Source organism: Streptomyces sp. CA-106110 (genome assembly GCF_050936285.1).
In the GTDB taxonomy this organism is placed as follows: domain Bacteria; phylum Actinomycetota; class Actinomycetes; order Streptomycetales; family Streptomycetaceae; genus Streptomyces.
In genome coordinates this window covers 8,608,721-8,633,945 of record NZ_JBNJNB010000001.1, presented here as the reverse complement: position 1 = coordinate 8,633,945, position 25,225 = coordinate 8,608,721, and the positions used below count along the sequence as shown (strand labels likewise).

Here is a 25,225-nt window from a genome sequence, read left to right as displayed (position 1 = left end):
TTGTCCACCTGTCGGACAGCCTCCGTTCGGCTAGGCGGCGCGCAGCCGCTTGGCGAACTCCGCTGCCGCGGCTCCCGGGTCGTCCGCCTCCGTGATCGCGCGCACGACGACGACCCGGCGGGCACCGGCCTCCAGCACCTCGTCCAGGTTCCCGAGGTCGATGCCGCCGATGGCGAACCAGGGGCGGTCGGTGCCCAGGGCGGCGGTGTGACGGACCAGGCCGAGACCGGGGGCGGGGCGGCCGGGCTTGGTCGGAGTGGGCCAGCAGGGGCCGGTACAGAAGTAGTCGACGCCCTCCTGTACCGCGGCGGCCTCCGCCTCCGCCTCGGAGTGCGTGGAGCGGCCTATGAGAACGTCGTCGCCGAGGACGGCGCGGGCTGCCGGCACGGGAAGGTCGCCCTGGCCGAGGTGCAGGACGTCGGAGGCTGCGGCATGGGCGACGTCCGCGCGGTCGTTGACCGCCAGCAGCTTGCCGTGGCGGGCGCAGGCGTCGGCGAAGACCTCGAGGTGCGCCAGTTCCTCGGCCGCTTCCATGCCCTTGTCGCGCAGCTGCACGATGTCCACGCCGCCGCTGAGGACCGCGTCGAGGAACTCCGCGAGGTCGCCCTGACGCTTGCGGGCGTCCGTGCACAGGTAGACACGGGCGTCGGCGAGCCGGGCGGTGCGGGCGGTGTCGGGCACGGTGGGTCCCCCCGTGGTCGGTGGCGTACGGGCCGCGGCGGCGCGCGGTCGCCCAGGGCCGTGGCCGGTGGACCGCGGCCCGTACGCCGGACGGTTGTTCTCAGATCGGATCAGACGGCGAGCGCCTGAGCGCGGCGCTTCACCTCCGTACCCCGATTCTCGCTGAGAGCCTGCGCGGGGGTGCCAGGCAGGGTCGGGTCAGGGGTGAAGAGCCACTCGATCATCTCTTCGTCCGTGAAGCCGTCGTCCCGCAGGAGCGTCAAGGTGCCGGACAGGCCCTTGACGACCTTGTCCCCGTCGATGAAGGCGGCGGGGACGTGCAGCGCGCGGTTCTCACCTCGGCGAACGGCGATGAGCTGGCCCTCCTTGACCAGCTGCCGCACGCGGGTCACCTCGACGTCCAGCGCTTCGGCGATGTCGGGCAGGGTGAGCCAGGCAGGGACGAGAGCATCGATGTTTGCGTCAATCTCGGTCACGGGATCAAGCGTGCCATCCCGGACCGACAGTCGGAAGCGGGGCACCTCCGGAGGAGTTCCGGTTGCCTCCGGCGGCGGATGCGGTGTTGCCGGTACGGGCCACCTCCGGACCGTGTGGTCAGCCGCGCGGCAGCACCGTGACGGGCGCCGACGGCGGCTTGCAGAGCCGTGCGCCACCCACGCAGCCGCGCACCACCACCGGATGCCGGCCCCCGGAACCGGTGGTCAGGCCGTCGCCTCTTTCAGCGGGCGGGACGGGTCCGACAGCAGGTCCGGGTCCATGGGGGTGCCCGATTCGATCAGGCGGCGGCCCTGGGCCAGGTCCCGGGGGCGGCCCACCGCCAGGAGCGCCACCAGGCGGTCCGAGCGCAGCCAGCACACCGACCAGGCGGCGCCCTCCGGGTCACCGCGCCACACCGTCGTGTCGGCGCCCGCATGGTGACCCACGTACTGGACGAAGCGGCCGAACTGCTCCGACCAGAAGTAGGGCACCGGGTCGTACGCCACCGGGGTATGGCCGATGATGTTCGCTGCCACCGTGCGGGGACCCTGGAGGGCGTTGTCCCAGTGGTGGACCAGCAGGCGCTCCTCATAGCGGCCGGACGGGAACGACGCGCAGTCGCCGACCGCGTACACGTCCGGCAGCGAGGTGCGCAGGTGTTCGTCGGCCAGCACCTCTCCGTGGACGCCCAGGGCGATGCCCGAGCCGGCGAGCCACGCCGTGGCCGGGCGCGCCCCGATACCTACGACCACCGCGCCCGCGGGCACCCGCGAGCCGTCGTCGAGCACCACGGCCCCCGATTCGACGCGCTCCACGCGCGCGTGCGTGCGCAGCTCCGCGCCGCTGTCCGCGTACCAGGCGGTCATCGGCGCGGCCACTTCTTCGGGCAGCGCTCCGGCCAGCGGCCGGTCGGCGGCCTCCACCACGGTCACCGCGCAGCCCGCCTCGCGCGCGGCGGTGGCGAATTCGGCACCGATCCAGCCCGCGCCCACGACCACGATGTCGTGCTGCTGGGCGAGGACGGGGCGCAGCCGCTCGGCGTCGTCCAGCGTGCGCAGCAGGTGCACGCCGGGCGCGCCCTCGGCACCCGGCAGCTGGATCGGTTCGGCGCCGGTCGCGAGCACCAGGACGTCATAGCCGACGGGCCCCTCGGCGGTGTCCAGCTCGTGGTTGCCGGGGCGCAGCCCGACCACCTCGCAGCCCAGCCGGAGTTCGATGTCGAGGGCCTCGAAATCGACGTCGAAGGCGGAGCCCTCGGCCCTGCCGAGCAGCACCGCCTTGGACAGCGGCGGCCTGTCGTACGGCTGGTGCGGCTCCGCGCCGATCAGCGTCACACCGCCCGTGAAGCCCTGCTCCCGCAGGGCGACCGCGGTCTGCACCCCGGCCATGCCCGCGCCCACGACGACGACGCGCCGCGCCCCATCGCCCCGTGCCTGCGTCTGCTCGCTCACCTGATCACCATACTCAACTGACAAATCGTCAGTCAGCGGGCGTGCTGAGTGACCTCTTCCACAACACTCGTCCCGCTGCCCGACTGGGACTCCCACTCCCACGACTCCTCCAGGCGCACCCGCCCGTCGGGAAGTTCCAGGACCTGCGAGACACAGTGCCCGGACGAGGTGGTCCCGTCCTGCTTGAGCTGCACGTACCGGAAGTCGAGGAGGTCACCTTTTCTGGTACCCACCAGATGACCGCGTACGACGTCTCCGCCCGCGTACTCCGCCCAGATCTCGCCGCCCTTCTCGTGGTAGGCGAACCGGGTACGGGTACCCACCTGACCCGGCGCCTGGTCCCGCACCGGGGCAAAGGTGAGACCGTCGAGCGATCGGGTCATGTACGGAGACTCCCTTACTGAGGCAAACGGCACAGGTTAGGGTGGCCAACGTAAAGCACTCGCGGGAGCCCGGGCGCACCGGGCTGAGAGGGAGGCTGGCGGCCTCCGACCGTACGAACCTGATCCGGGTCATGCCGGCGAAGGGAGGGAGCTGGACGCCCATGTCGTCTACACCCACGTCAGACGTCCTCGTCGTCGGGGGCGGGATCATCGGACTGGTGACCGCCTGGCGGGCGGCGCAACGCGGTTTCGCCACCGCAGTGGTGGATCCCGAACCGGGCGGCGGAGCGGCCCAGGTGGCCGCCGGAATGCTCGCCGCCGTCACCGAACTGCACTACGGGGAGCAGACCCTGCTCGCCCTCAATCTGGAGTCCGCGCGCCGCTACCCGGACTTTGCCGCCGAGCTGGCCGAGGCCACCGGCCAGGACCTCGGTTATCGCAGGTGCGGCACGCTCGCCGTCGCACTCGACGCCGACGACCGCGCCCACCTGCGTGAACTGCACGCCCTCCAGCAGCGGTCCGGCCTCGCGTCGGAGTGGCTGAACGGGCGGGACTGCCGGCGACTGGAGCCGATGCTCGCGCCGGGCGTGCGCGGGGGGCTCAGAGTCGACGGCGACCACCAGATCGACCCGCGCCGCCTGGTCGCCGCCCTGGTCACGGCGTGTGAACGCGCCGGGGTCGTCTTCCACCGGACGTGGGCCGAGCGGCTCACGGTGGTGCGCGATCGGGCGACCGGGATCAGGACCGGCGAGGGCACGGACCTGACCGCCGCCCGGATCGTCCTCGCCGCCGGCAGCCTCAGCGGCCGCCTCGCGGGGGTCCCGGACGAGGTTCTGCCGCCCGTGCGGCCGGTGAAGGGCCAGGTGCTGCGGCTGACGGTGCCGAAGCGGTACGCACCGTTCCTGAGCCGTACCGTTCGTGCCGTCGTCCGGGGCAGCCAGGTCTATCTGGTGCCGCGCGAGAACGGCGAGCTCGTCGTGGGCGCCACCAGCGAGGAACTGGGCTGGGACACCACGGTCACCGCGGGCGGTGTGTACGAGCTGCTGCGGGACGCCCACGAGCTGGTCCCCGGGATCACCGAGCTGCCGCTCACCGAGACCCGCGCCGGACTGCGCCCGGGCTCGCCGGACAACGCGCCGCTGCTCGGCCCGACCGAGCTCGACGGCCTTCTCCTGGCCACCGGGCACTACCGCAACGGCGTCCTGCTCACCCCGGTCACCGGTGATGCCATGGCGCACGTCCTGACCACCGGCGACCTCCCCGACGAGGCCCGTCCCTTCACCCCCCGGCGCTTCGCCGCCGCAGCACTCACGGAGCAGCCCGTATGAACATCTCGGTCAACGGCGAGCGCCGCCAGGTGACCCCCGGTATCGCTCTCGACGCCGTCGTGCGGACCCTCACCGCGGCGCCCTCGGGAGTGGCCGCCGCCCTCAACGAAACCGTCGTCCCGCGTACGCAGTGGCCGTCGACGTCCCTCTCGGAGGGTGACCGTGTCGAGGTCCTCACCGCAGTCCAAGGAGGCTGACCCATGGCCGACGATCCCTTCGTCCTCGGTGGTACCACCTACTCGTCCCGGCTGATCATGGGCACCGGCGGCGCACCGAGCCTCGATGTGCTGGAGCGGGCGCTGGTGGCCTCCGGCACGGAGCTGACGACGGTGGCGATGCGGCGCGTCGACGCCTCGGTGCACGGCTCGGTCCTCTCCGTGCTCGACGGGCTGGGCATCCGGGTGCTGCCCAACACGGCGGGCTGCTTCACCGCGGGCGAGGCCGTGCTCACCGCCCGCCTCGCACGGGAGGCGCTCGGCACGGACCTGGTCAAGCTGGAGGTCATCGCCGACGAGCGGACCCTGCTGCCCGACCCGATCGAGCTGCTGGAGGCGGCCGAGACCCTGGTCGACGAGGGTTTCACGGTGCTGCCGTACACGAACGACGACCCCGTCCTCGCCCGGAAACTGGAGGACGTCGGCTGCGCCGCGATCATGCCGCTCGGCTCGCCGATCGGCTCCGGGCTCGGGATCCGCAACCCGCACAACTTCCAGCTGATCGTGGAGCACGCGCGTGTGCCGGTCATTCTGGACGCGGGCGCGGGTACCGCGTCGGACGTGGCCCTCGCCATGGAGCTGGGGTGCGCGGGTGTGATGCTCGCCTCGGCGGTGACCCGGGCACAGGAGCCGGTGCTGATGGCGGAGGCGATGCGGCACGCCGTGGAGGCGGGCCGGCTGGCGCTGCGGGCGGGCCGTATCCCGCGCCGGCACTTCGCCGAGGCGTCGTCCCCGACCGGTGGTGTGGCACGGCTGGACCCGGAGCGGCCCGCCTTCTGAGGGCGCCTTCCGTGGGGGCGCACGCATGCGGCGTGCGTCACAGGACGGCTGCAGTCATGCCCCGGTGGAGCAGTAACACCGGGGACCGTCAGTGCGCCCTCGTAGACTCACCTGCGTGGATACGACCCTTCAGGACCCCCTCGTCGGCCAGGTGCTCGACGGCCGCTACCGCGTCGACGCGCGCATCGCGGTCGGCGGGATGGCCACGGTCTACCGGGCCGTGGACACCCGCCTCGACCGTGTGCTCGCGCTGAAGGTGATGCACCCGGCGCTGGCCGCCGACGGCTCGTTCGTCGAGCGCTTCATACGCGAGGCCAAGTCGGTCGCCCGCCTCGCCCACCCGAACGTGGTGCAGGTCTTCGACCAAGGGACCGACAGGTCGTACGTGTACCTCGCCATGGAGTACGTCGCCGGGTGCACCCTGCGTGACGTGCTGCGCGAGCGCGGGGCGCTGCAACCGCGCGCCGCCCTCGACATCCTCGAGCCGGTGCTGGCGGCGCTCGGTGCCGCGCATCGCGCCGGGTTCGTGCACCGCGACATGAAGCCGGAGAACGTGCTCATAGGGGACGACGGCCGGGTGAAGGTCGCCGACTTCGGTCTCGTCCGGTCCGTGGACACCGTCACGAACACGACCGGTGCCGTGCTCGGCACGGTCTCCTATCTCGCGCCGGAGCAGATCGAGCAGGGCACCGCGGACCCCCGGGTCGACGTGTACGCGTGCGGGGTCGTCCTCTACGAGATGCTCACCGGCGCAAAGCCGCACCACGGCGACTCCCCCGCCCAGGTGATCTACCAGCACCTGAACGAAGACGTGCCGCCGCCCTCGGCCGCCGTGCCGGGGCTGTCCGTCGAGCTCGACGAGCTGGTCGCGTCGGCGACCGCCCGCAACCCCGAGCTGCGCCCCCACGACGCCGTGGCGCTGCTCGGCCAGGTGATCCGGGCGCGCGGCGCGCTCAGCCCCGACCAGCTGGACGCCGTACCGCCGCAGGCGCTCGCCCAGGCGCACGACAACGCTCACGACCGTACGAGCGTGCTGCCGAGGCTGCTCCCGGTGAACCCGGTGAACGAGGACGAGGACGAGAAGGCGGTGCTCCACCGCACGAGCCGGATGGAGATACCGCCGCCCGAGCCCGCCAGGCGCCGGAGACGCCCCCGCCGCGGGATGCTGGCGCTGATCATCGCTCTGCTGGTGGTCTTCGGCGCGGGCGCCGGCGTCTGGTACATCAACTCCGGCCAGTTCACCAAGGTCCCCCCGCTGCTGGCGAAGACGGAGGCCGAGGCCCGGCATCGGCTCAAGGAGGCCAGGCTCGAGGTCGGGCAGGTCAAGCACGCCTACAGCGACACGGTCAAGCGCGGCACGGTGATCAGCAGCGACCCGGCGACGGGCGCACGGATCCGCGCCAACGACTCGGTGACGCTGACCGTGTCGGACGGTCCCGAGACCGTGCGGGTCCCCGATCTGAAGGGCTACCGGCTGGACAAGGCCCAGGCCCTGCTGAAGCAGGGCGGTCTGGCCGCGGGCATGGTCACCCGGGAGTTCAGCCAGGACGTGCCCAAGGGCTTCGTGATGGGCACGGACCCGGAAGCGGGCACCGAGCGCCACAGCGGCTCGGCGATCGCGCTGACCGTCAGCAAGGGCAGCCCGGTGGAGGTGCCCGATGTCACGGGCTCGTCCGAAGACGACGCCAGGGCCGAGCTGGAGGACGCGGGGCTGCGGGTGCAGATCGCCGACACCCAGGTCACGTCCGAGTTCGACGCCGGACAGGTGGCCCAGCAGTCGCCGGGCGGGGGCAAGGAGGTCGGCGAGGGCGACACGGTCACGCTGACGATCTCCAAGGGCCGTGAGATGGTCGAGGTGCCGGACGTGGTCGGCGACAACGTCGACGACGCGAAGAAGACCCTGGAGGACGCGGGCTTCCAGGTCGAGGAGGACCGGGGCCTGCTGGGCCTGTTCGGCGACACGGTCAAGAAGCAGTCGGTGAAGGGCGGTCAGAAGGCCCCGAAGGGCTCGACGATCACGATCAGGATCCGCTGACGGGCGCGCTCGGTGATCATCCAGGGAGACCGGCCGGGAGGGCGCCGGGGGCGCATGACACCCTGGAAGGGTGACGACCCAGCAGTCCCGTGGCCCCCTTCGCGGGTCCGGTGGCCCCCGCAACCCGATCGGCGCCCACGTACCGGTGGCCGGTGGTCTGAACGCGGTCGGGCTGGCCTACGCGCGTGATCTCAAGGCCGAGACCGTACAGGTCTTCGTCGCCAATCCGCGCGGCTGGGCGACACCCACCGGCAGCCCACGGCAGGACGAGGCGTTCCGGGCCGCCTGCGCCGCCGGGTCCATCCCGGTGTACGTCCACGCCCCCTACTTGATCAACTTCGGCTCGCACACCGAGGCGACCGCCGAGAGATCCGTGGAGTCACTGCGGCACTCGCTGCGCCGGGGCCGTGAGATCGGGGCGCTGGGTGTGGTCGTGCACACCGGCAGCGCCACCGGCGGCCGGGAGAGGACCGTCGCGCTGAAGCAGGTGCGCGAGCATCTGCTGCCCGTGCTGGACGAGCTGACGCACGACAACGACTCCTTCCTCCTGCTGGAGTCGACCGCGGGCCAGGGTGCCTCCCTGTGCTCACGCACCTGGGACTTCGGACCGTACTTCGAGGCCCTCGACGCCCACCCCAAGTTGGGCGTCTGCCTCGACACCTGTCATGTCTTCGCCGCCGGGCACGATCTGACCGCGCCGGGCGGCATGCACCGGACGCTGGACCTGCTGGTGGACACCGTGGGTGAGGGACGGCTCAAGCTGATCCACGCGAACGACTCGAAGGACGTGGTCGGCGCCCACAAGGACCGCCACGCCAACATCGGCCAGGGCCATATCGGGGAGGACGCGTTCCGCGCCCTGATGACCCACCCGGCCACCGAGGGCGTGCCCCTGGTCATCGAGACGCCGGGCGGCAAGGAGGGGCACGCGGCGGATGTGCAGCGCCTGAAGGACCTGCGCTCTTTCTGAACCCCTGGGGGCACAGGGTTCCCGGCTGGTTGTGGAATACCCCCGGGGGTATACCGTTCCAGCCCCGTACGGGAACCGTAGCCACACCCTGGGGGCATCCATGCAGCACGGATCGCACGCCGAGCACGCTCGGCACAACGAGGGGCACATCGAGCACGAAGAGCACAACGACGGGCACCCGCACCCGGAGGAGGAGACCCACCACGGCGGGCACCACCACCACCCTGACGCGAGGTGGAACGTGGCCGTGCAAGCGACCCTCCACTGCCTCACCGGCTGCACCATCGGCGAGGTGCTCGGCATGGTGGCCGGCACGGCGTTCGGCTGGAGCAACCTGCCGACCACCGCCCTGGCGATCGCGCTCGCCTTCTTCTTCGGCTACGCGCTCACCCTGCGCACGGTCATCCGTGCGGGCGTGGGCTTCCGCACGGCGTTCCGTGTCGCGCTGGCCGCGGACACCCTGTCGATCGCGGTGATGGAGCTGATCGACAACGGCGTGATCGCCCTGTGGCCGGACGCGATGGACGCCCAGCTGGACGACGCGCTGTTCTGGTCCTCGCTCGCCCTCTCGCTCGCGGCCGCCTTCGTGGTGACCACCCCGGTCAACAAGTGGACGATCGGCCGCGGCAAGGGCCACGCCGTGATGCACCAGTACCACTGACGCAGGCGCGGGGACGGACCCAGGGGTCAGAGCTCGGGGCCGTCCCCGGGCTCCTCCTGGTACGAGTAGCGCTGTTCCTTCCACGGGTCGCCGAGGTTGTGGTAGCCGCGCTCCTCCCAGAAGCCGCGGCGGTCGGCGGTCATGTACTCGACGCCACGGACCCACTTGGGGCCCTTCCAGGCGTACAGGTGCGGGACGATCAGGCGCAGCGGGAAGCCGTGCTCAGCGGTGAGCAGCTCGCCGTCCTTGTGGGTGGCGAAGATCGTACGGTCCGAGGCGAAGTCGGCGAGGCGCAGGTTCGAGCTGAATCCGTACTCCGCCCAGACCATGACATGGGTGACGGTGGGCGCCGGCGGGGCGATCTCCAGGATCGTACGGGCCGGGATGCCACCCCACTCGGCCCCGAGCATGCTGAACTTCGTGACGCAGTGCAGATCGGCCACCACGGTCGAGTACGGCAGCGCCGTGAACTCCTCGTGGTTCCAGCTGTGCTTCTCGCCGTCCGCGGTGGCGCCGAAGACCCTGAACTCCCAGCGCTCGGGTCGGAACTTGGGGACGGGACCGTAGTGCGTGACCGGCCAGCCCCGCTGCAGTCGCTGTCCCGGCGGAAGCTCGGACCGTACTGCTTCTCCAGATTCGCGCTCCACCGGATGACCCATGACTCCATCCTGACAGACCGCGGAGGGTGCACATGACCAGCGGGATCCCTTTTCCGGACAACCCGTACTGAGCGTGTACTTACTGGACGCCCCTCGATGCCAGTGAAATCATGCGGCGCAACCCGCCAGTCCCCGCTCGGAAGGAGCCCGCGCAATGCAGGGCGACCCGGAGGTCATCGAGTTCCTCAACGAGCAGCTCACCGGTGAGCTGACCGCGATCAACCAGTACTTCCTGCATGCGAAGCTGCAGGAGAACTACGGCTGGTACAAACTCGCCAAGCACACGCGGGACGAGTCGTTCGACGAGATGAGGCACGCGGAGGTGCTCACCGACCGCATCATCTTCCTGGAGGGCCTGCCGAACTACCAGCGGCTCTTCCATGTGCGGGTGGGGCAGTCCGTCACCGAGATGTTCGAGGCGGACCGGCAGGTCGAGGTGGAGGCGATCGACCGGCTCAAACGGGGTGTCGCGATCATGCGGGAGAAGGGCGACATCACGTCCGCGAAGATCTTCGAGTCGATCCTCAAGGACGAGGAGGAACACATCGACTATCTGGACACCCAGCTGGCCCTGGTGGAGAAGCTCGGTGAGGCGCTCTACATCGCACAGCTCATCGAGCAGCCGGACAGCTAGGCGGCCTCTCCCAGACCTTCCGGCTCCTGCGGCCCCTCCGGACGGCGCGGGCCGCTCAGCTCGGTGAGCACCGGCTTCCCCTGGTCGGCGAGCTCACGGCGAGGGCAGGAGCCGCGGCCCAGCAGGGCCTGGATCCGGCGGACGCACGAGCCGCAGTCCGTGCCCGCCTTGCAGGCGGACGCTATCTGCCGGGGGGTGCAGGCACCGTCCGCCGCGTGCTGCTTGACCTGCTGCTCGGTGACACCGAAGCAACTGCAGACGTACACGCGGTTCACCTCCCGGCGGGATCGAGGGTCATGCCGTCCCGACTGATCGGTGAGGCAAACCTAACCTTACCCGTGGCGCGCGGGTGGGAAAAGTGCGGTGGGGCGTGGATCGCATGTGATCCACGCCCCACTTCGACTGCCGGTGACGACCTCGCCGGCTACTGGTCCCGGTACATCTCGGCGACGAGGAACGCCAGGTCCAGGGACTGGCTGCGGTTCAGCCGGGGGTCGCACGCCGTCTCGTAGCGCTGGTGCAGATCGTCGACGAAGATCTCGTCGCCGCCGCCCACGCACTCGGTGACATCGTCGCCGGTCAGCTCCACGTGGATACCGCCCGGGTGGGTGCCGAGCTCCTTGTGGACCTCGAAGAAGCCCTTGACCTCGTCGAGCACGTCGTCGAAGCGGCGGGTCTTGTGCCCGGAGGCCGCCTCGAACGTGTTGCCGTGCATCGGGTCGGTCACCCAGGCCACCACCGCGCCCGACGCCGTGACCTTCTCGACCAGCTCGGGAAGGCGGTCGCGGATCTTGTCGGCGCCCATACGGACGATGAAGGTCAGCCGGCCCGGCTCCCGCTCGGGGTCGAGGCGCTCGACGTACCGCAGCGCCTCCTCCGCGGTGGTGTTCGGGCCCAGCTTGATGCCGAGGGGGTTGCGGATCCGCGACGCGAACTCGATGTGCGCGCCGTCCAGCTGCCGGGTGCGCTCACCGACCCACACCATGTGCGCGGAGACGTCGTACAGCTGCCCGGTGCGCGAGTCGGTACGGGTCAGCGCCGACTCGTAGTCCAGCAGCAGCGCCTCGTGCGAGGAGAAGAACTCGACGGTCTTGAACTCCTCCGGGTCCGCCCCGCAGGCGTGCATGAAGCTCAGCGCGTTGTCGATCTCGCGCGCCAGCTGCTCGTAGCGCTGCCCGGACGGCGACGACTTCACGAAGTCCTGGTTCCAGGCATGCACCTGGCGCAGGTCGGCGTAGCCGCCGGTGGTGAAGGCGCGGACGAGGTTGAGCGTCGAGGCGGAGGCGTTATACATCCGCTTCAGGCGCTCGGGGTCCGGGATGCGGGCCTGCTCGGTGAAGTCGAAGCCGTTCACGGAGTCGCCGCGGTAGGTCGGCAGCGTCACGCCGTCACGGGTCTCGGTGGGCTTCGAGCGCGGCTTGGAGTACTGGCCGGCGATCCGGCCGACCTTCACCACCGGCACCGAGGCGGCGTAGGTGAGCACGGCGCCCATCTGGAGCAGGGTCTTGAGCTTGCTGCGGATGTGGTCGGCGGACACCGCGTCGAAGGCCTCGGCGCAGTCGCCGCCCTGGAGCAGGAACGCCTCGCCCCTGGCGACGGCTCCCATCCGGGCGCGCAGCTGGTCGCACTCGCCCGCGAAGACGAGCGGCGGATACGACTCGAGGTCCGCGATCACTGCGCGTAGAGCCTCGGCGTCGGGGTACTCGGGCTGCTGCGCCGCGGGCAGGTCTCGCCAGGTGTTGCCAGCGCTCGCGCTGGTCTTAGCGTTCACGGTCACCCCATCAACATTACGGGGTCGGGCCGGGCCAACCGCCGCACGCCCAGCAAATGAGACACCGAGTACACCACGTGGACATGGGGTAAGGTGCCTCGCATGTTCGCGCACACGACCCAGAACTGGTGGTGGACCGCTTCTCCGGCGGCCCACTGACGCGCGTACACACGACATCGCGAAGGCCGCCCGAGGGGCGGCCTTCAGTGTTTTCGGCACCGGAGCCGTTCCCTCTCACCTCACCGAGAAGGAAACGGACCATGCACCTGGCCGACCTGCTGGACGACCCCCGCCCGTTCGCCCTGCTGCGCCGCCGCACCCCCGGACGCGACCACGACACCGTCGAGGTGCTGATCGGCCCGGTCGCGCACTACGAGCGCCTCGCCGACCTCCCCGACCGGGGCCTGGCCCTCGTGCCCTACCGCCAGATCCGCGAGCGCGGCTTCGACGTCCGCGACGACGGCACGCCGCTCCTGGCCCTGCTGCCCGATGAGTCGTACGAGGTCCCGCTCGGCCGGGCCCTGGACCAGCTCCCCGGACACCGGGTCCGGGTCGAGGACGGCGGCTTCGACGTCACGGACGAGGAGTACGCCGGGATCGTCGGCCGGGTGCTCGCCGAGGAGATCGGGCGGGGCGAGGGCGCGAACTTCGTGATCCGGCGGACCTACCAGGGCCGGATCCCGGGGTTCGGCCGGGCCGACGCGCTCGCGCTGTTCCGGCGGCTGCTGGTGGGCGAGCGGGGCGCGTACTGGACCTTCGTCGTGCACACCGGCGAGCGCACGCTGGTGGGGGCCAGCCCCGAGGTGCATGTGCGCATGTCCGGCGGGACCGTCGTGATGAACCCGATCAGCGGGACGTACCGCTACCCGGCCGGCGGCCCGACGCCCGAGGACCTGCTCGCCTTCCTCGCCGACGGTAAGGAGATCGAGGAGCTGTCGATGGTGGTCGACGAGGAACTGAAGATGATGTGCACGGTCGGCGACATGGGCGGGGTCGTCGTCGGGCCGCGGCTGAAGGAGATGGCCCATCTGGCCCACACCGAGTACGAGTTGCGCGGGAAGTCCTCGCTCGATGTGCGCGAGGTGCTGAAGGAGACCATGTTCGCGGCGACCGTCACCGGCTCGCCCGTGCAGAACGCCTGCCGGGTGATCGAGCGGCACGAGGTCGGTGGCCGCGGCTACTACGCGGGCGCGCTCGCGCTGCTCGGGCGCTCCTCGGGCGGTGGGCCGGAAGGATCCGCGAGCACCCAGACCCTGGACTCCCCCATCCTTATCCGGACCGCCGACATCGACGCGGACGGACGGCTGCGGGTGCCCGTCGGCGCCACCCTCGTGCGCGGCTCGGACCCGGCGGGCGAGGTCGCGGAGACGCACGCGAAGGCGGCCGGGGTGCTGGCCGCGCTGGGCGTGCGGCCGGCGCGGCCGCGCGAGGAGCAGGCCCGACCGAGGCTGGCGGACGACTCGCGGGTCCAGGCGGCGCTCGACGGGCGCCGGGGCCGGCTCGCGCCGTTCTGGCTGCGGATGCAGGAGCGGCCCGCGGAGACGACGGGGCACGCCTTCGTGGTCGACGGCGAGGACACGTTCACGGCGATGCTCGCGCACGTCCTCACGTCGTCGGGGCTGGAGGTCACCGTTCGCCGGTACGACGAGCCCGGGCTGCGGGAGGCGGCGCTCGCGCACGAGGGACCGCTGGTCCTCGGGCCTGGGCCCGGCGACCCGTCGGACCTCCACGACCCCAAGATGCGGTTCCTGCGGGGCCTGGCCGCCGAGGCCGTGCGTACGCACCCGCACGGAGTCCTCGGCGTCTGCCTCGGTCATGAGCTGATCGCGGCCGAGCTGGGCCTGGACATCGTGCGCAAGGAGGTTCCGTACCAGGGCGCGCAGACCGAGATCGACCTGTTCGGGCGCCGGGAGACCGTGGGCTTCTACAACAGCTTCGTGGCGCGGTGCGACGACGAGGCGGCGGCCGAGCTGGCCGCGCACGGCATCGAGGTCAGCCGCAGCGACCGCGGCGAGGTGCACGCGCTGCGCGGGCCCGGGTTCGCGGGAGTCCAGTTCCACCCGGAGTCGGTGCTGTCGGTGGGCGGCACCGCCGTCGTCCGGGAGTTGCTGGGTCAGCCGGCCGCCGTGGGCACGAGCACGTTCTCGGAGCGGCGCCCGGCCAGGTAGTCGAGGACGTTGCGCACCGTGACGTCGACGATCTGACCGACCGCGTCCTCGGTGTAGTAGGCCTGGTGCGAGGTGACCAGGACGTTCGGGAAGGTGACGAGGCGGGCCAGGGTGTCGTCCTCGACGGGCTCCAGGGACTTGTCGAGGAAGAACAGGCCCGCCTCCGCCTCGTACACGTCGAGGCCCACTCCGGTGAAGCGGCCCGCGCGCAGCTCGGTGACCAGGGCCCGGGTGTCGACGAGCCCGCCGCGGCTGGAGTTCACGAGGATGGCGTCGTCCTTCATGGTCTTCAGGGCCGCCGCGTCGATGAGGTGGGTGGTCTGCGGCATCAACGGTACGTGCAGGCTGACCAGGTCGGATTCGGCGAGCAGCTCCTCCTTGGAGACGTATGTCATGCCGAGGGCGGCGCAGGCCGGGTTCTCGGCGATGTCCCAGCCGAGGAGCCGCATGCCGAAGCCGTGGGCGATCCGGGTGAACGCCTCGCCGATCTTGCCGGTGCCGAGCACACCGGCCGTGCGCCCGTGCATGTCCCGGCCCATCAGGCCCTCGAGGCGGAAGTCGAAGTCACGGGTGCGGTTGCCGGCGCGGACGATGCGCCGGTTGACGGCCATGCCGAGCGTCCAGGCGAACTCGGCGACGGAGTAGGGCGAGTAGGAGGAGACCCGGGCGACCGTGATGCCGAGGCGTTCGGCGACCGGGAGGTCGACGTTGTTGAAGCCGGTGGAGCGCTGGGTGACCATCCGGGTGCCGCCGGCCGCGAGGGTTTCGAGGACTCCTCCGCCCAGTTCGCAGTTGACGCTGCTGCACACGATCTCGTGACCGACGGCGATGGGAGCCGTGTCCTCGTTGAGGAACACGTCAAGACAGCGGAGGTCGGAGTACCCCTCGAACGCCTTCTCGAGCAGGGGCTTCTCGTCCGCCTGCACACCGAACGCGAGGATCTCCACGGGGCCCTCCGGGGTCTGACCGGTATCGCCTGGTACCGCCGAATATACGGCGATGCGGGTGCGTGTACGGCGGGCGCCCCGGAGGGATGCAGCTGGGGGACGGCGGGGAGGCCGCGGACGTCAGCCGAAGAAGACCCCGACCTCCTCGTACAGCTTCGGGTCGACCGTCTTCAGCTTGGCCGTGGCCTCGGAGATCGGCACCCGGACGATGTCCGTGCCGCGCAGGGCGACCATCTTGCCGAAGTCGCCGTCGCGGACCGCCTCGATGGCGTGCAGACCGAAGCGGGTGGCGAGCCAGCGGTCTAAGGCACTGGGTGTACCGCCGCGCTGGACGTGCCCGAGCACGGTCGTGCGGGCCTCCTTGCCGGTGCGCCGCTCGATCTCCTTCGCCAGCCACTCGCCGACGCCCGACAGCCGGACGTGCCCGAACGAGTCCAGGGACCCGTCCTTGAGCACCACGTCGCCGTCCTTCGGCATCGCGCCCTCGGCCACCACCACGATCGGCGCGTACGAGGCCTTGAAGCGGGACGTCACCCAGGCGCAGACCTGGTCGACGTCGAAGCGCTGCTCGGGGATGAGGATGACATTGGCCCCGCCGGCTAGCCCCGAGTGGAGGGCGATCCAGCCCGCGTGACGGCCCATCACCTCGACCACGAGCACCCGCATGTGGGACTCCGCCGTCGTGTGCAGGCGGTCGATCGCCTCGGTCGCGATGTTGACGGCGGTGTCGAAACCGAAGGTGTAGTCCGTGGCGGACAGGTCGTTGTCGATGGTCTTCGGTACGCCGACGACATGGACCCCGTACTCGTCGGCCAGACGCGCCGCGACGCCCAGGGTGTCCTCGCCGCCGATCGCGATGATCGCGTCGACCTCCTCCTTGGCGAGGTTCTCCTTGATACGCCGGATTCCGTTCTCCTGCTTGAGCGGATTGGTGCGCGAGGAGCCGAGAATCGTCCCGCCACGGGGCAGGATGCCGCGCACCGCCGGGATGTCCAACCGTACGGTGTCGCCTTCGAGGGGGCCCCGCCAGCCGTCCCGGAAGCCGACGAAGTCGTAGCCGTACTCCTGCACGCCCTTGCGCACGACGCCCCGGATGACGGCGTTGAGCCCGGGGCAGTCGCCGCCTCCGGTCAGTACTCCGACCCGCATGGAAATGTCCCTTCGCCGCGGTTGCCTGATGCGGGTCACGCTAATGGTGACGCACGTCACTTCGGCATGGCGCGGCCGGTCAATTCCGGTGAAATGTCAGCTAGTTGATCACCGTAAATCCACTCGAAAGTGGTATGCCACATCAATGGTTCACTCGGCGTCGAGCCCCTGCTCAATCGCGTAACGCACCAGTTCCACCCTGTTGTGCAGCTGGAGCTTGCCCAGGGTGTTCTGGACGTGGTTCTGCACGGTGCGGTGCGAGATGACCAGGCGCTCGGCGATCTGCTTGTAGCCCAGTCCCTTGGCGACCAGCCGGAGCACCTCGGTCTCCCGGTCGGTCAGCCGCGGCGCCTTCGGTTCGTCGGCGCCGGTGGCGGGGGCGGGCTCCGAGGCGAGGCGGCGGTACTCGCCGAGGACCAGGCCCGCGAGGCCCGGGGTGAACACCGGGTCGCCGACCGCGGTGCGGCGCACCGCGTTGATCAGCTCCTCCGTGGACGCCGACTTCAGCAGATAGCCCGTCGCACCCGACTTCACCGCCTCCAGCACGTCCGCGTGCTCGCCGCTCGCCGACAGCACGAGGACCCGCAGCGCCGGGTCGGCGCCGACGAGCTCCTTGCAGACCTGCACGCCCGGCTTCACCGGCAGGTTCAGGTCCAGGACGAGCACATCGGGCGCGGCCGCCCGGGCGCGGCGCACCGCCTGGTCGCCGTCGCCCGCCGTGGCGACCACATCGAAGCCTGACTCGGCCAGGTCGCGCGCGATGGCGTCCCGCCACATGGGATGGTCGTCGACCACCATGACCTTGATCGGGTCCCGCCGTTCGCCGGCCGTGTCCGCCGTCATCGCCCCGCCGCCTGTCGCACGGCGCCGGCCGGGCCGGGGAGCGGCGCCGCTCCGTGCGGCGCCGTCGCGTCTCCTGCGGAACGCGGGCCCGGCGGCCAGCCGTCGGACATCGCCTCCCGGACCGGCCCCCGGCCCGGCTGCGCTCCCGTCATCGCTGCTCCGCCTTCCCCCGTGACCCCTGCGGGTCCTTCACGGCCTTCGGTACCTTCAGTTCCACTTCCGTGCCCTGGCCCGGGACCGAGATCACCTCGGCCGTGCCGCCGATGTCGCGCAGCCGGCCGCGGATCGACTGGGCGACCCCCAGCCGCCCCTCTCCCTCCGCCTCGGCGAGCCGCCCCTCCGGGATGCCGGGTCCGTCGTCCCGTACGGTCACCACGATCCCGTCCCGCTCGTCCTCGACCAGGATCCAGGCGTGCGCCCCGTCCCCCGCGTGCCTGCGGACATTGTCCAGGGCGGCACTGACGGCGGCGGTCAGTTCACGGGCTGCGGCGCGGGGAAGCGGTACCGGCACGCCGGGTCCGGAGAGGGTCACCCGGGCACCGGCGTGCGGGGCGAGCAGCGAGAGCAGGTCGACGGGGCCCTCCTCGGCGGCCGGCTCCTCGACCGCACGGACGACCGCGCCCAGCGCCGCGTCCTCCGACACGCGGGAGACCGGCACGAGTCCCGTGGAGACCAGGGTGCGCAGCGCGGCCTCCTGCTCACCGGCCAGCCGGCCCAGCTCGGCGGCCTCACCGCCGAGCGCGGAGCCGCGCCGCTGCACCATGGCGAGCACCTGGAGCACGCCGTCGTGGATGTCCCGGGCCAGCCGCTCCCGCTCGCGGGTCGCGGCCTCGATCTCCAGGGCCCGGGCGAGGGTGCGCTCGGAGGCACGGGCCACCTCGACGACGTATCCGATCCCGATGGAGGCGACCCAGACGAGGACCACGTTGTGGACGGTGTCGCGGGCCGGGGCACCGCGCTCGATCAGGTTCGCCGCGGCGACCGGTGTGGAGGCGAGGCCCGCCCAGCGCCAGCCGCCCTTGATCGCGTACGCCAGGACGGATCCGGCGGTCCAGATCGAGGGCAGGGTGGGGCCGCCCGAGACGATCCGCTCGTGCGTCGCGGCGAGCGGCGTCAGGAGGATGCCGGTGAGCGCGATGGCGAGGTCGGCGGCGAGGAACCGCTTGGTGCAGCTCGCCGCGTTCGCGACCCTGGGGAGCGTGGCGAGTGTCCACACACAGAGCACGACGTAGTACGCGATCGCCAGCCAGGGCCGGGCGAACGCACTGTAGGCGGTCGCGAAGAGCCCGATCGCATAGACCATCGTCAGGACCCGGTACGCCGTGAGCGCGCGCCACAGCGGCTGCTCGACCGACATACTGATGACCCGCTCGCGCTTGGCCACGTCCCCCACCCCCGAGCCGTACGGACGGCGTTATGAGCCCGCCGGTTCCTTCCCGGCCGCCTTCTCCGCGTCCTTCTGCGCCTGTTCGGATTCCTTGTGCGCCTGCTTCTCCGCCTTCGCCGCCTCCGCGATCTGCCGCTTGGCGGCGGTCGCGTACATGTCGACGTACTCCTGGCCGGAGAGCTTCATGATCTCGTACATGACCTCGTCGGTCACCGCGCGCAGGACGAAACGGTCCTGCTCCATGCCCTGGTAGCGGCGGAAGTCGAGCGGCTTGCCGATACGGATGCCCGGGCGCATCAGCTTGGGCATGACCTTCCCCGGCGGCTGGATCTTCTCCGTGCCGATCATGGCGACCGGGAGGACGGGCGCGCCGGTGGCGAGCGCCACGCGCGCCAGGCCGCCGGGCTTGCCGCGGTAGAGGCGGCCGTCGGGCGAGCGCGTGCCCTCCGGATAGATACCGAACAGTTCGCCGCGCTCCAGCACCTCGATACCGCTCTTGATGGCGGCCTCGCCCGCGCCGCGCGCGCCGGAGCGGTCGACGGGCAGCTGTCCGACGCCCTTGAAGAAGGCGGCGGTCAGGCGGCCCTTCAGCCCGGGCGTGGTGAAGTACTCGGCCTTGGCGATGAAGGTGACCTTGCGGTCGAGCATCACGGGCAGGAAGAACGAGTCCGAGAAGGACAGGTGATTGCTCGCGAGGATCGCAGGGCCCTCAGCGGGAACATTCTCGAGGCCTTCCACCCAGGGCCGGAAGGCGAGCTTCAGCGGCCCCCCGATGGCTACCTTCATCGCGCCGTACAACAACCGAGTGCCTCCTGTGTCTGTCGAACAGACCATAACGCGCCCGGTCGGCAAAGAGGCCGACGGCCCTGGTCGGTGTCAGTGCCGTCGCGTACGGTGAAGTACCTGCAATCGACGTGCCCAGCCCCTTTACATGAACAGGAGACCGACGTGCCGGTCCTCCCTGGAGCCGAGCCGTACCGCCATGACGGCGGGGAGGTCGGCGTCCTCTTCTGCCACGGCTTCACCGGTTCCCCGCAGTCGCTGCGCCCGTGGGCCGAGTATCTCGCCGAGCGCGGCCTCTCCGTGTCGGTGCCGCTGCTGCCCGGGCACGGCACGCGCTGGGAGGACATGCAGCTCACCGGCTGGCCGGACTGGTACGCGGAGGTGGACCGCGAGCTGCGGGCTCTGCGCGAGCGCTGTGCTCAGGTCTTCGTGGCCGGCCTGTCCATGGGCGGCGCCCTCGCCCTGCGCCTCGCCGCCAAGTACGGGGACGCCATCAGCGGCGTCGCCGTGGTCAACCCGGCGAACAAGGTGCACGGACTGACGGCGTACGCGCTGCCGGTGGCCCGCCACCTCGTGCGGTCGACGCCGGGCATCGCCAGCGACATCGCCAAGGAGGGCAGTGAGGAGCTGGGATACGACAGGGTGCCCCTGCACGCGGCGTACTCCCTGCGGAACTTCTTCCGTATCGTCGACGGAGAGCTCCCTCAGGTCACCCAGCCGCTGCTGCTTCTGCACAGCCCGCAGGACCATGTGGTCCCGCCGGCCGACTCGGCGCGGATCCTGAGCCGGGTCTCCTCCACGGACGTGCGGGAGATCCTGCTGGAACAGAGCTACCACGTGGCGACGTTGGACAACGACGCGGACCGGATCTTCGAGGAGACCCACGCGTTCATCGGCCGGCTCGCGCCCAGTCTCGGCAAGGAAGGGACGGCCGCAGGTGGCTGAGCACGACTCCGACCGCGAGGACCGCGAGCCGGACGAGAAGGGTGTGCCCTTCGACGAGGAGGCCGCCTGGGCGGCGATCGTCGCGGGGTACGGCGAGGAGCCGGCGGACCCGCCGGGCAGCAAGCCGTACAAGCCGGTCGAGGACCTGGCGCTGCCCGACTGGGAGCCGGACGGCGCCAGGAACGACGACGCGCCGAAGGAGAAGCCGGCCAAGCCGCTGGGCAGCTCGATCTCCTTCGCACCGGGCGTCGGCCCGCGCGACTACACCCCGCCCAAGCCCTCCGAGGACGACTTCGACGAGGACGACGAGGGCCATTTCGTCCCGCCGGAGCCGCCGCCGCTGCCCACGGCGGACACGACGGCGAAGTTCGCCTGGCTCGGGGTGATCGGCGGCCCGGTCGTGCTCCTGCTGGCGGTGCTGCTCGGCTGGGACATGACGTGGTGGCTCACCACGGTCGGCGTCGGCGGCTTCCTCGGCGGCTTCGCGACCTTGGTGGTGCGGATGAAGACGGGCGACGATGAGGACGACGACCCGGGGCGGGGCGCGGTCGTCTGACCGGCCTACGACGCGGGAACCCTGAGGGCGGCCAGGACCGGGAAGTGGTCCGTGGCCGCCCTCAGGTCCGTCTGCTTCACCCCCGGGTGGCCGAGGGGGACACCGCAGCCGAGGACCTCGACGCCGCCCGTGGCGAAGATCGCGTCGATGCGCTGATAGGGGTCGCCGGGCGTCCAGGTGTACTCGTCGCCCCACGGGGCGGTGGCCCAGCCGTCCTGGAGGTCCGTCGCCAGGCGCTTGAATGTGGGCCCGTCCGGGCGCTCGTTGAGGTCGCCGCCCGCGATCACGTGCTCGACGCCCAGCCCGGCCAGCCGGTCGAGCAGCATGCCGCCCTGGGCGTACCGCTCCTCACGCTCCAGGCTGAGGTGGAAGCTGACGACGCCGAGGCGGGCGCCGCCGAACCGCACGACGGCGGTCGAGAAGCCCCTCCGGTGCAGTCCGGGGGTGAGCGGCAGCAGTACGTCCTCGGTGCGTTCGACCGTGGCGCGCAGCGAGCAGAGAATCGCCGGTCCGGCCACGGTGCCGCCGCCGGAGAGGACCACCAGGCCGGAAGCCGCGGCGAGCCGGGCGAGCTTCTTGCGCCAGCGGAAGAAACGCGGGGCCTCCTGGACGAGCACCAGGTCGGGCGCGCAGGCGCTGATCACCCGGGCGAGCGCGTCGGTGTCGTCACGCATCGAGCGGATGTTGTAGCCGAGAACCCTCAGGACGGCAGAACCGCCGGGTTCGGTTTGGGAGTTGGGCAGCAGCGGGGTCGAGGACGCCATGCCGATCAACATACGCCCAACCGCCGACCGCATACCGAGGGGTATTGGCGAGTGAGCCGAGGTGCGCGACGGTGTCGAGAGCCCTTGGGCCCCTCCCACGCACGCGAAGGGGAACGTGGGGGAACGCGGAGACCCGAAGGCTCAGCACGCTCGGGCTCTCGACACCGGCTGCGCCCCGGAGACCGACCGAGGCGCGAAAACAAAGGGGGTGACCGCTACATGATCGGGTCGGGCTCCCGGGCCAGGTCCGCGGCGCCCACCAGGCCCGCCTCGTTGCCCAGCTGGGCCGCGATCACCTGGGCGACCGGGCGCCAGTTGCCGCCGACCAGCCAGCGCTTGTACGACTTACGGATCGGGTCGAGGACCAGCTCGCCCTCGTCGGAGAGACCGCCGCCCACGATGAACGCGGAGGGGTCGAACAGGGAGGCCAGGTCGGCGAGGCCGGCGCCGGCCCAGCGGGCCAGCTCGCGGTAGGAGTCCACGGCCACCGGGTCGCCCTGACGGGCGGCCATCGAGATGTGCTTGCCCTCTATGCCGTCGGGGGTGCCGTCACCGAGCGACAGCAGCAGTTCGGCGTTCTCGGGGGTGGCGTTGGCACGCTGCTTCGCGTACCGGACGAGGGCGCGGCCGGAGGCGTACTGCTCCCAGCAGCCCTGCGAGCCGCAGCCGCACAGCAGGCCGTCCGGGACCATCCGGATGTGGCCGAACTCGGCGGCCACGCCGAAGTGGCCGCGGCGGAGCTTGTTGCCGATGATGATGCCGCCGCCGAGGCCGGTGCCCAGCGTGATGCAGATGACGTTGCGATGGCCCTTGCCCGCGCCGAACTTGTACTCGCCCCACGCGGCCGCGTTCGCGTCGTTCTCGACGACCACCGGGAGGCCCACGCGGGCCTCGACCTTCTGCTTCAGCGGCTCCTGCCGCCAGTCGATGTTCGGCGCGAAGTAGACCATGGAGCGCTGGCGGTTGACGTATCCGGCGGCGCCGATCCCGACGCCGACGATCTCATGTCCGGCACGGGCGCCCTCGACGGCAGCGGCAATCGCGTCCACGATGCCGTCGGGCGTGCCCGGGGTCGGCACCTTATGGGTCGAGAGGATGTTGCCTTCCTCGTCGACCACACCGGCCGCGATCTTCGTGCCGCCGATGTCGACGCCGATGGTGAGTCCCATGAATCCCTCAGTTTCGGTCGAGCCCCGCTACGGCCCACCGTACCCGAGGGGGCTGAGGGGCGGCGGATCGCTCCTGGCAGCAGGGGCCTTCGGCCCCGTCCCCGTCGGGACTAGTCCAGGTCGATGCGCTCCCCCGGACCTTGGTCGTTGCCCGGCCCGCGGGGGTCGAAGTCCTCGGAGGTGCCGCCGGTCCATCGCCTCTCGTGGCCCTCGACGGCCGAGCGGTAGGCGGCGAGCAGCTCCGAGCCGGCCGCGGCGAGGTGGTCGAAGACCGCAGGGTTGCGTTCTATGACGGGGTCCACGGCGGCCTTGGCCTGCTGCACCACCTGCTGTACCACCTGCTGGGCCGCTCCCGAGGCCGCGGCGCCGAACAGCGGCGTCTGCAGCCCGGACAGCTTCTCCGCGACGGCGTCGACGAGCTTGCGCAGTTCCTCGGCGGCCGAGCCGGGCGGCGTGCCGTACCGGGCACGGCGGCGGGCCTTTTCCGCGGCGAGGTCCTCGGCGCACGCCGTCGCCCAGGCGTCGGCATCGGTCGCGGCTTCCCGCTGCGCACCGGCAGGGGGGATGACCGTCTCGTCGGCGGCCCCCTGGTGAGCGGCGTCGGACGTGGGGCGCTCTTCGCTCATGGCGGACTCCTGACTGCGGTTCGTACTCCCGACGTTACCCGAACGGCGGTACCCGTCTCACCATGTACCGGCCCGCTTCCGGCGCCCCGGGCCGGGGGCAGGTCAGCCGAGGCGCGGCCACAGCTCCGGGTCGGGAACGAAGCGGATCCGCAGCTCGCCCTCGCGCAGGGCCGCCCCGGCCACCGTGCAGCGGCGCAGGGCGGAGGGAAGCGGAACGATCCGGCGGAAGGGTCCGGCGGACACCACGAGTTCGTCGCCGCGGCGGACAAGATCCAGTTCGTCCCGTATGGCGCCCGGCAGCGGGATGTGCCACACCAGCACTCCGTCCTCGGCGAGCCGGTCCGCCACCGGCCACTCGACCGGGGCGGGTGCCTCGTTGACGGCGGGCACGGCCAGGTCGGCGAGGTCGTCGGCGCCGCGCGGGTCGCGGCCGAGATGCGGAACGCCGTGAACGCCCTGGACGCCGTACGTCCCCTGCCACTCCTCCAATGCCTTGCGCTGCTGGGCGACGGCACCCGCGAGCCAGGCGTCGTGTCCGGTGTCGGGCAGGACCCGGTTCGCGATCAGCAGTTCGGGGCGCAGGGCGCGCAGGGCGAGGCCGGTGACCGCGGCGCGGAGGGTGTCGGCGCCGGCCGGCCCCGGCTCGGCCACCAGCCGCACGCTGGTGGCGCGGTCGGCGACGACGGCCTCGACGGCGGCCAGCTCCACGTCCCAGCGGGCAGCCGCCTCGTACAGCCACTCGGCGGGCATCGGGACACCCGCGAGACGGCCGAGGACGGGGCGCAGGGCACGGGCGGCCTGCCGCTCCGGCGGGAGCACACGGCGCAGATAGCGGCGGAGCTCCTCGGGGAGGGCGAGCAGGACGAGGGCCTGCGGTACGGGGGGCAGGTCGACTACGAGGAGGTCGTACACCTCGGAGAGGGCGGCGTCGCGCAGGGCGCGCAGGAGGGCGAGTTCCTCGGCGCCGGGCAGCGGGGTGACCTCCTCGGCGTCCAGCCGGGCGGCACCGAGGAGGTCGAGCACTCCGGCCGCGCGGTCCTGGAAGGCGAGGAGATCGTCCCGGAAGCGGGCGGCGGCGTCGGGACGCCAGGCGCTCAGGCCGGGGGCGGCTTCGACGGGGGTGGCGCCGGTCGGGACGCCGAGTACGGCACCGAGGGTGTCTGTGCGGTCCGCGCTGAGGACGAGGGTGCGCGTGCCCTTGCGGGCGGCGTCCAGCGCGGTGGCCGCGGCGACGGTGGTCCGGCCGGAGCCGCCGGAGCCGGTGATCAGGATGGTGCGCATGAGCGTGAACGGTACCGGGGCCCGGCCGACGGGTCGGGCAGGGACATCGGCGAGCCTCGAGTCACGGGGCGGCCGGGGTCACGCGGACGGCTACTTGACGTCCCCGGTTTCCACCCGCTTCTTCAGCCCCGCCAGTGCCCGGTCGATGATGACCTTCTCGGCCTTGCGCTTGATCATGCCGAGCATCGGGATCTTGACGTCCACGGTGAGCTGGTACGTCACCTCGGTGCCGCCCGGGCCCGCCGGCTTCAGAAGGTACGAGCCGTCCAGGGAGCGCAGCATCTGGGACTTGACCAGGGTCCAGGAGACCTCGCGCTCGCCCGTCCACGTGTAGGCGAGCGTCTGGTCGTCCTTGATCGCGCCCGCGTCCATCACCAGGCGTACCTGCTCGGCACGGCCCTGCGCGTTCGTCGCGAGGACCTCGGCCTCCTTCACCTCACCCGTCCAGTCCGGGTAGCGCGCGAAGTCGGCGATCACCCGCATGACGTCGGCCGCGGCCGCCTCGATCGTGATGCTCGAGCTGGTGTGTTCGGCCATCGCCGTGGCTCCTCCAGATGCGGTC

At 71.5% G+C, this 25,225-nt stretch carries 28 protein-coding genes and 1 riboswitch; of the genes, 11 read left to right on the top strand and 17 right to left on the bottom strand.

Translation table 11 applies throughout. The features are described from left to right. Positions 1-30: 30 nt before the first annotated feature. From thiE to ACQEXA_RS39835, 4 genes are all read right to left on the bottom strand, one after another. Positions 31-681, bottom strand: coding sequence for a thiamine phosphate synthase (gene thiE, locus ACQEXA_RS39850; RefSeq protein WP_432926709.1), 651 nt, complete (start codon positions 679-681; stop codon positions 31-33). A gap of 110 nt (positions 682-791) precedes the next feature. Then, the gene (locus ACQEXA_RS39845) at positions 792-1,157 is read right to left on the bottom strand and encodes an Rv2175c family DNA-binding protein (protein WP_359389114.1); all 366 of its coding nucleotides are present in this window, start codon (positions 1,155-1,157) and stop codon (positions 792-794) included. 225 nt (positions 1,158-1,382) lie between these two features. Further along, complete coding sequence (locus ACQEXA_RS39840) at positions 1,383-2,609, bottom strand: NAD(P)/FAD-dependent oxidoreductase (protein WP_432926712.1); 1,227 nt, start codon at positions 2,607-2,609, stop codon at positions 1,383-1,385. A 32-nt stretch (positions 2,610-2,641) separates the two neighbouring features. Then, positions 2,642-2,992 (bottom strand): hypothetical protein, encoded by a 351-nt coding sequence (locus tag ACQEXA_RS39835; RefSeq protein WP_432926714.1) that lies wholly within the window; start codon positions 2,990-2,992, stop codon positions 2,642-2,644. Between the two features lie 51 nt (positions 2,993-3,043). Continuing rightward, positions 3,044-3,155: riboswitch (TPP riboswitch) on the top strand. Here ACQEXA_RS39835 and thiO point away from each other — a divergent pair. The 6 genes from thiO (at position 3,154) to ACQEXA_RS39805 (ending at position 8,981) form a co-directional block, all read left to right on the top strand. Beyond that, positions 3,154-4,320 carry a glycine oxidase ThiO gene (gene thiO, locus ACQEXA_RS39830; RefSeq protein ID WP_432926716.1) on the top strand — a complete coding sequence of 389 codons (1,167 nt, stop codon included), beginning with the start codon at positions 3,154-3,156 and terminating at the stop codon, positions 4,318-4,320. It overlaps the preceding riboswitch by 2 nt. Next, positions 4,317-4,517: a sulfur carrier protein ThiS gene (gene thiS / locus ACQEXA_RS39825; protein WP_359389103.1), complete on the top strand. Its 201-nt coding sequence runs from the start codon at positions 4,317-4,319 to the stop codon at positions 4,515-4,517. The genes thiO and thiS overlap by 4 nt, the downstream gene beginning before the upstream one ends. A 3-nt stretch (positions 4,518-4,520) precedes the next feature. After that, positions 4,521-5,315 (top strand): thiazole synthase, encoded by a 795-nt coding sequence (locus tag ACQEXA_RS39820; protein ID WP_361821424.1) that lies wholly within the window; start codon positions 4,521-4,523, stop codon positions 5,313-5,315. A gap of 115 nt (positions 5,316-5,430) precedes the next feature. Then, a complete protein-coding gene (pknB, locus tag ACQEXA_RS39815; protein ID WP_433132461.1) occupies positions 5,431-7,350 on the top strand; it encodes a Stk1 family PASTA domain-containing Ser/Thr kinase in 1,920 nt (639 codons plus the stop codon). Between the two features lie 70 nt (positions 7,351-7,420). Beyond that, entirely contained in the window at positions 7,421-8,320 is a 900-nt protein-coding gene (locus tag ACQEXA_RS39810) for a deoxyribonuclease IV (protein WP_433132459.1), read from the top strand. Between the two features lie 100 nt (positions 8,321-8,420). Beyond that, on the top strand, positions 8,421-8,981 hold the full coding sequence (locus tag ACQEXA_RS39805; protein WP_432926722.1) for a DUF4396 domain-containing protein: 561 nt from the start codon (positions 8,421-8,423) through the stop codon (positions 8,979-8,981). Positions 8,982-9,007: 26 nt separating this feature from the next. Here ACQEXA_RS39805 and ACQEXA_RS39800 read toward each other — a convergent pair whose 3' ends face one another. Next, positions 9,008-9,640 (bottom strand): sulfite oxidase-like oxidoreductase, encoded by a 633-nt coding sequence (locus ACQEXA_RS39800; protein ID WP_359389089.1) that lies wholly within the window; start codon positions 9,638-9,640, stop codon positions 9,008-9,010. Between the two features lie 154 nt (positions 9,641-9,794). Between ACQEXA_RS39800 and bfr the strand changes: the two genes are divergently transcribed. Then, positions 9,795-10,274, top strand: coding sequence for a bacterioferritin (bfr, locus tag ACQEXA_RS39795; protein ID WP_432926724.1), 480 nt, complete (start codon positions 9,795-9,797; stop codon positions 10,272-10,274). Here bfr and ACQEXA_RS39790 read toward each other — a convergent pair. Both ACQEXA_RS39790 and ACQEXA_RS39785 read right to left on the bottom strand, forming a co-directional pair. Further along, positions 10,271-10,549 (bottom strand): (2Fe-2S)-binding protein, encoded by a 279-nt coding sequence (locus tag ACQEXA_RS39790; RefSeq protein ID WP_432926726.1) that lies wholly within the window; start codon positions 10,547-10,549, stop codon positions 10,271-10,273. The genes bfr and ACQEXA_RS39790 overlap by 4 nt on opposite strands. A gap of 149 nt (positions 10,550-10,698) precedes the next feature. Next, complete coding sequence (locus ACQEXA_RS39785) at positions 10,699-12,051, bottom strand: class II 3-deoxy-7-phosphoheptulonate synthase (protein WP_432926728.1); 1,353 nt, start codon at positions 12,049-12,051, stop codon at positions 10,699-10,701. A 96-nt stretch (positions 12,052-12,147) separates the two neighbouring features. Between ACQEXA_RS39785 and ACQEXA_RS39780 the strand changes: the two genes are divergently transcribed. Together ACQEXA_RS39780 and ACQEXA_RS39775 are read left to right on the top strand one after the other, a co-directional pair. Next, a complete protein-coding gene (locus ACQEXA_RS39780; RefSeq protein ID WP_359389524.1) occupies positions 12,148-12,204 on the top strand; it encodes a trp operon leader peptide in 57 nt (18 codons plus the stop codon). A gap of 101 nt (positions 12,205-12,305) precedes the next feature. Next, the gene (locus ACQEXA_RS39775; RefSeq protein ID WP_432926730.1) at positions 12,306-14,213 is read left to right on the top strand and encodes an anthranilate synthase family protein; all 1,908 of its coding nucleotides are present in this window, start codon (positions 12,306-12,308) and stop codon (positions 14,211-14,213) included. Here ACQEXA_RS39775 and ACQEXA_RS39770 read toward each other — a convergent pair. From ACQEXA_RS39770 to ACQEXA_RS39750, 5 genes are all read right to left on the bottom strand, one after another. Beyond that, positions 14,159-15,160 (bottom strand): 2-hydroxyacid dehydrogenase, encoded by a 1,002-nt coding sequence (locus tag ACQEXA_RS39770; RefSeq protein ID WP_432926732.1) that lies wholly within the window; start codon positions 15,158-15,160, stop codon positions 14,159-14,161. The genes ACQEXA_RS39775 and ACQEXA_RS39770 overlap by 55 nt on opposite strands. Positions 15,161-15,280: 120 nt before the next feature. Next, complete coding sequence (locus ACQEXA_RS39765) at positions 15,281-16,309, bottom strand: 6-phosphofructokinase (protein WP_433132457.1); 1,029 nt, start codon at positions 16,307-16,309, stop codon at positions 15,281-15,283. A gap of 150 nt (positions 16,310-16,459) precedes the next feature. Further along, positions 16,460-17,152 (bottom strand): response regulator, encoded by a 693-nt coding sequence (locus ACQEXA_RS39760; RefSeq protein WP_433132455.1) that lies wholly within the window; start codon positions 17,150-17,152, stop codon positions 16,460-16,462. Positions 17,153-17,300: 148 nt separating this feature from the next. Continuing rightward, entirely contained in the window at positions 17,301-18,536 is a 1,236-nt protein-coding gene (gene macS, locus ACQEXA_RS39755) for a MacS family sensor histidine kinase (protein ID WP_432926736.1), read from the bottom strand. Between the two features lie 30 nt (positions 18,537-18,566). After that, positions 18,567-19,325 (bottom strand): lysophospholipid acyltransferase family protein, encoded by a 759-nt coding sequence (locus tag ACQEXA_RS39750; protein ID WP_432926738.1) that lies wholly within the window; start codon positions 19,323-19,325, stop codon positions 18,567-18,569. A gap of 162 nt (positions 19,326-19,487) precedes the next feature. Between ACQEXA_RS39750 and ACQEXA_RS39745 the strand changes: the two genes are divergently transcribed. Both ACQEXA_RS39745 and ACQEXA_RS39740 read left to right on the top strand, forming a co-directional pair. Then, the gene (locus ACQEXA_RS39745) at positions 19,488-20,267 is read left to right on the top strand and encodes an alpha/beta hydrolase (RefSeq protein ID WP_359389059.1); all 780 of its coding nucleotides are present in this window, start codon (positions 19,488-19,490) and stop codon (positions 20,265-20,267) included. After that, complete coding sequence (locus tag ACQEXA_RS39740; protein ID WP_432926740.1) at positions 20,260-20,823, top strand: hypothetical protein; 564 nt, start codon at positions 20,260-20,262, stop codon at positions 20,821-20,823. Before ACQEXA_RS39745 ends, ACQEXA_RS39740 begins: the two co-directional genes overlap by 8 nt. A gap of 5 nt (positions 20,824-20,828) precedes the next feature. Here ACQEXA_RS39740 and ACQEXA_RS39735 read toward each other — a convergent pair whose 3' ends face one another. The 5 genes from ACQEXA_RS39735 to ACQEXA_RS39715 all read right to left on the bottom strand — a co-directional run bounded on the left by ACQEXA_RS39735 (position 20,829) and on the right by ACQEXA_RS39715 (position 25,200). Then, positions 20,829-21,587 (bottom strand): endonuclease/exonuclease/phosphatase family protein, encoded by a 759-nt coding sequence (locus ACQEXA_RS39735; RefSeq protein ID WP_433132453.1) that lies wholly within the window; start codon positions 21,585-21,587, stop codon positions 20,829-20,831. Between the two features lie 215 nt (positions 21,588-21,802). After that, positions 21,803-22,756: an ROK family glucokinase gene (locus ACQEXA_RS39730; protein WP_359389052.1), complete on the bottom strand. Its 954-nt coding sequence runs from the start codon at positions 22,754-22,756 to the stop codon at positions 21,803-21,805. 110 nt (positions 22,757-22,866) lie between these two features. After that, positions 22,867-23,382, bottom strand: a complete 516-nt coding sequence (locus ACQEXA_RS39725) for a DUF5304 domain-containing protein (protein WP_432926744.1) — start codon at positions 23,380-23,382, stop codon at positions 22,867-22,869. A gap of 102 nt (positions 23,383-23,484) precedes the next feature. Further along, on the bottom strand, positions 23,485-24,663 hold the full coding sequence (locus ACQEXA_RS39720; RefSeq protein ID WP_433132451.1) for an ArsA family ATPase: 1,179 nt from the start codon (positions 24,661-24,663) through the stop codon (positions 23,485-23,487). 90 nt (positions 24,664-24,753) lie between these two features. Then, positions 24,754-25,200: an SRPBCC family protein gene (locus tag ACQEXA_RS39715; protein ID WP_432926748.1), complete on the bottom strand. Its 447-nt coding sequence runs from the start codon at positions 25,198-25,200 to the stop codon at positions 24,754-24,756. Between the last annotated feature and the right edge of the window lie 25 nt (positions 25,201-25,225).

Excerpts from the sequence above, each read along its gene's own strand:
- thiS (WP_359389103.1), top strand. The coding sequence starts at position 4,317 with ATGAACATCTCGGTCAACGGCGAGCGCCGCCAGGTGACCCCCGGTATC.
- ACQEXA_RS39760 (WP_433132455.1), bottom strand. The coding sequence starts at position 17,152 with ATGACGGCGGACACGGCCGGCGAACGGCGGGACCCGATCAAGGTCATG.
- ACQEXA_RS39750 (WP_432926738.1), bottom strand. The coding sequence starts at position 19,325 with ATGAAGGTAGCCATCGGGGGGCCGCTGAAGCTCGCCTTCCGGCCCTGG.
- thiO (WP_432926716.1), top strand. The coding sequence starts at position 3,154 with ATGTCGTCTACACCCACGTCAGACGTCCTCGTCGTCGGGGGCGGGATC.
- ACQEXA_RS39765 (WP_433132457.1), bottom strand. The coding sequence starts at position 16,309 with ATGCGGGTCGGAGTACTGACCGGAGGCGGCGACTGCCCCGGGCTCAAC.
- ACQEXA_RS39715 (WP_432926748.1), bottom strand. The coding sequence starts at position 25,200 with ATGGCCGAACACACCAGCTCGAGCATCACGATCGAGGCGGCCGCGGCC.
- ACQEXA_RS39730 (WP_359389052.1), bottom strand. The coding sequence starts at position 22,756 with ATGGGACTCACCATCGGCGTCGACATCGGCGGCACGAAGATCGCGGCC.
- ACQEXA_RS39725 (WP_432926744.1), bottom strand. The coding sequence starts at position 23,382 with ATGAGCGAAGAGCGCCCCACGTCCGACGCCGCTCACCAGGGGGCCGCC.
- ACQEXA_RS39735 (WP_433132453.1), bottom strand. The coding sequence starts at position 21,587 with ATGGCGTCCTCGACCCCGCTGCTGCCCAACTCCCAAACCGAACCCGGC.
- ACQEXA_RS39720 (WP_433132451.1), bottom strand. The coding sequence starts at position 24,663 with ATGCGCACCATCCTGATCACCGGCTCCGGCGGCTCCGGCCGGACCACC.
- ACQEXA_RS39805 (WP_432926722.1), top strand. The coding sequence starts at position 8,421 with ATGCAGCACGGATCGCACGCCGAGCACGCTCGGCACAACGAGGGGCAC.
- bfr (WP_432926724.1), top strand. The coding sequence starts at position 9,795 with ATGCAGGGCGACCCGGAGGTCATCGAGTTCCTCAACGAGCAGCTCACC.
- ACQEXA_RS39775 (WP_432926730.1), top strand. The coding sequence starts at position 12,306 with ATGCACCTGGCCGACCTGCTGGACGACCCCCGCCCGTTCGCCCTGCTG.
- ACQEXA_RS39800 (WP_359389089.1), bottom strand. The coding sequence starts at position 9,640 with ATGGGTCATCCGGTGGAGCGCGAATCTGGAGAAGCAGTACGGTCCGAG.
- ACQEXA_RS39835 (WP_432926714.1), bottom strand. The coding sequence starts at position 2,992 with ATGACCCGATCGCTCGACGGTCTCACCTTTGCCCCGGTGCGGGACCAG.
- ACQEXA_RS39820 (WP_361821424.1), top strand. The coding sequence starts at position 4,521 with ATGGCCGACGATCCCTTCGTCCTCGGTGGTACCACCTACTCGTCCCGG.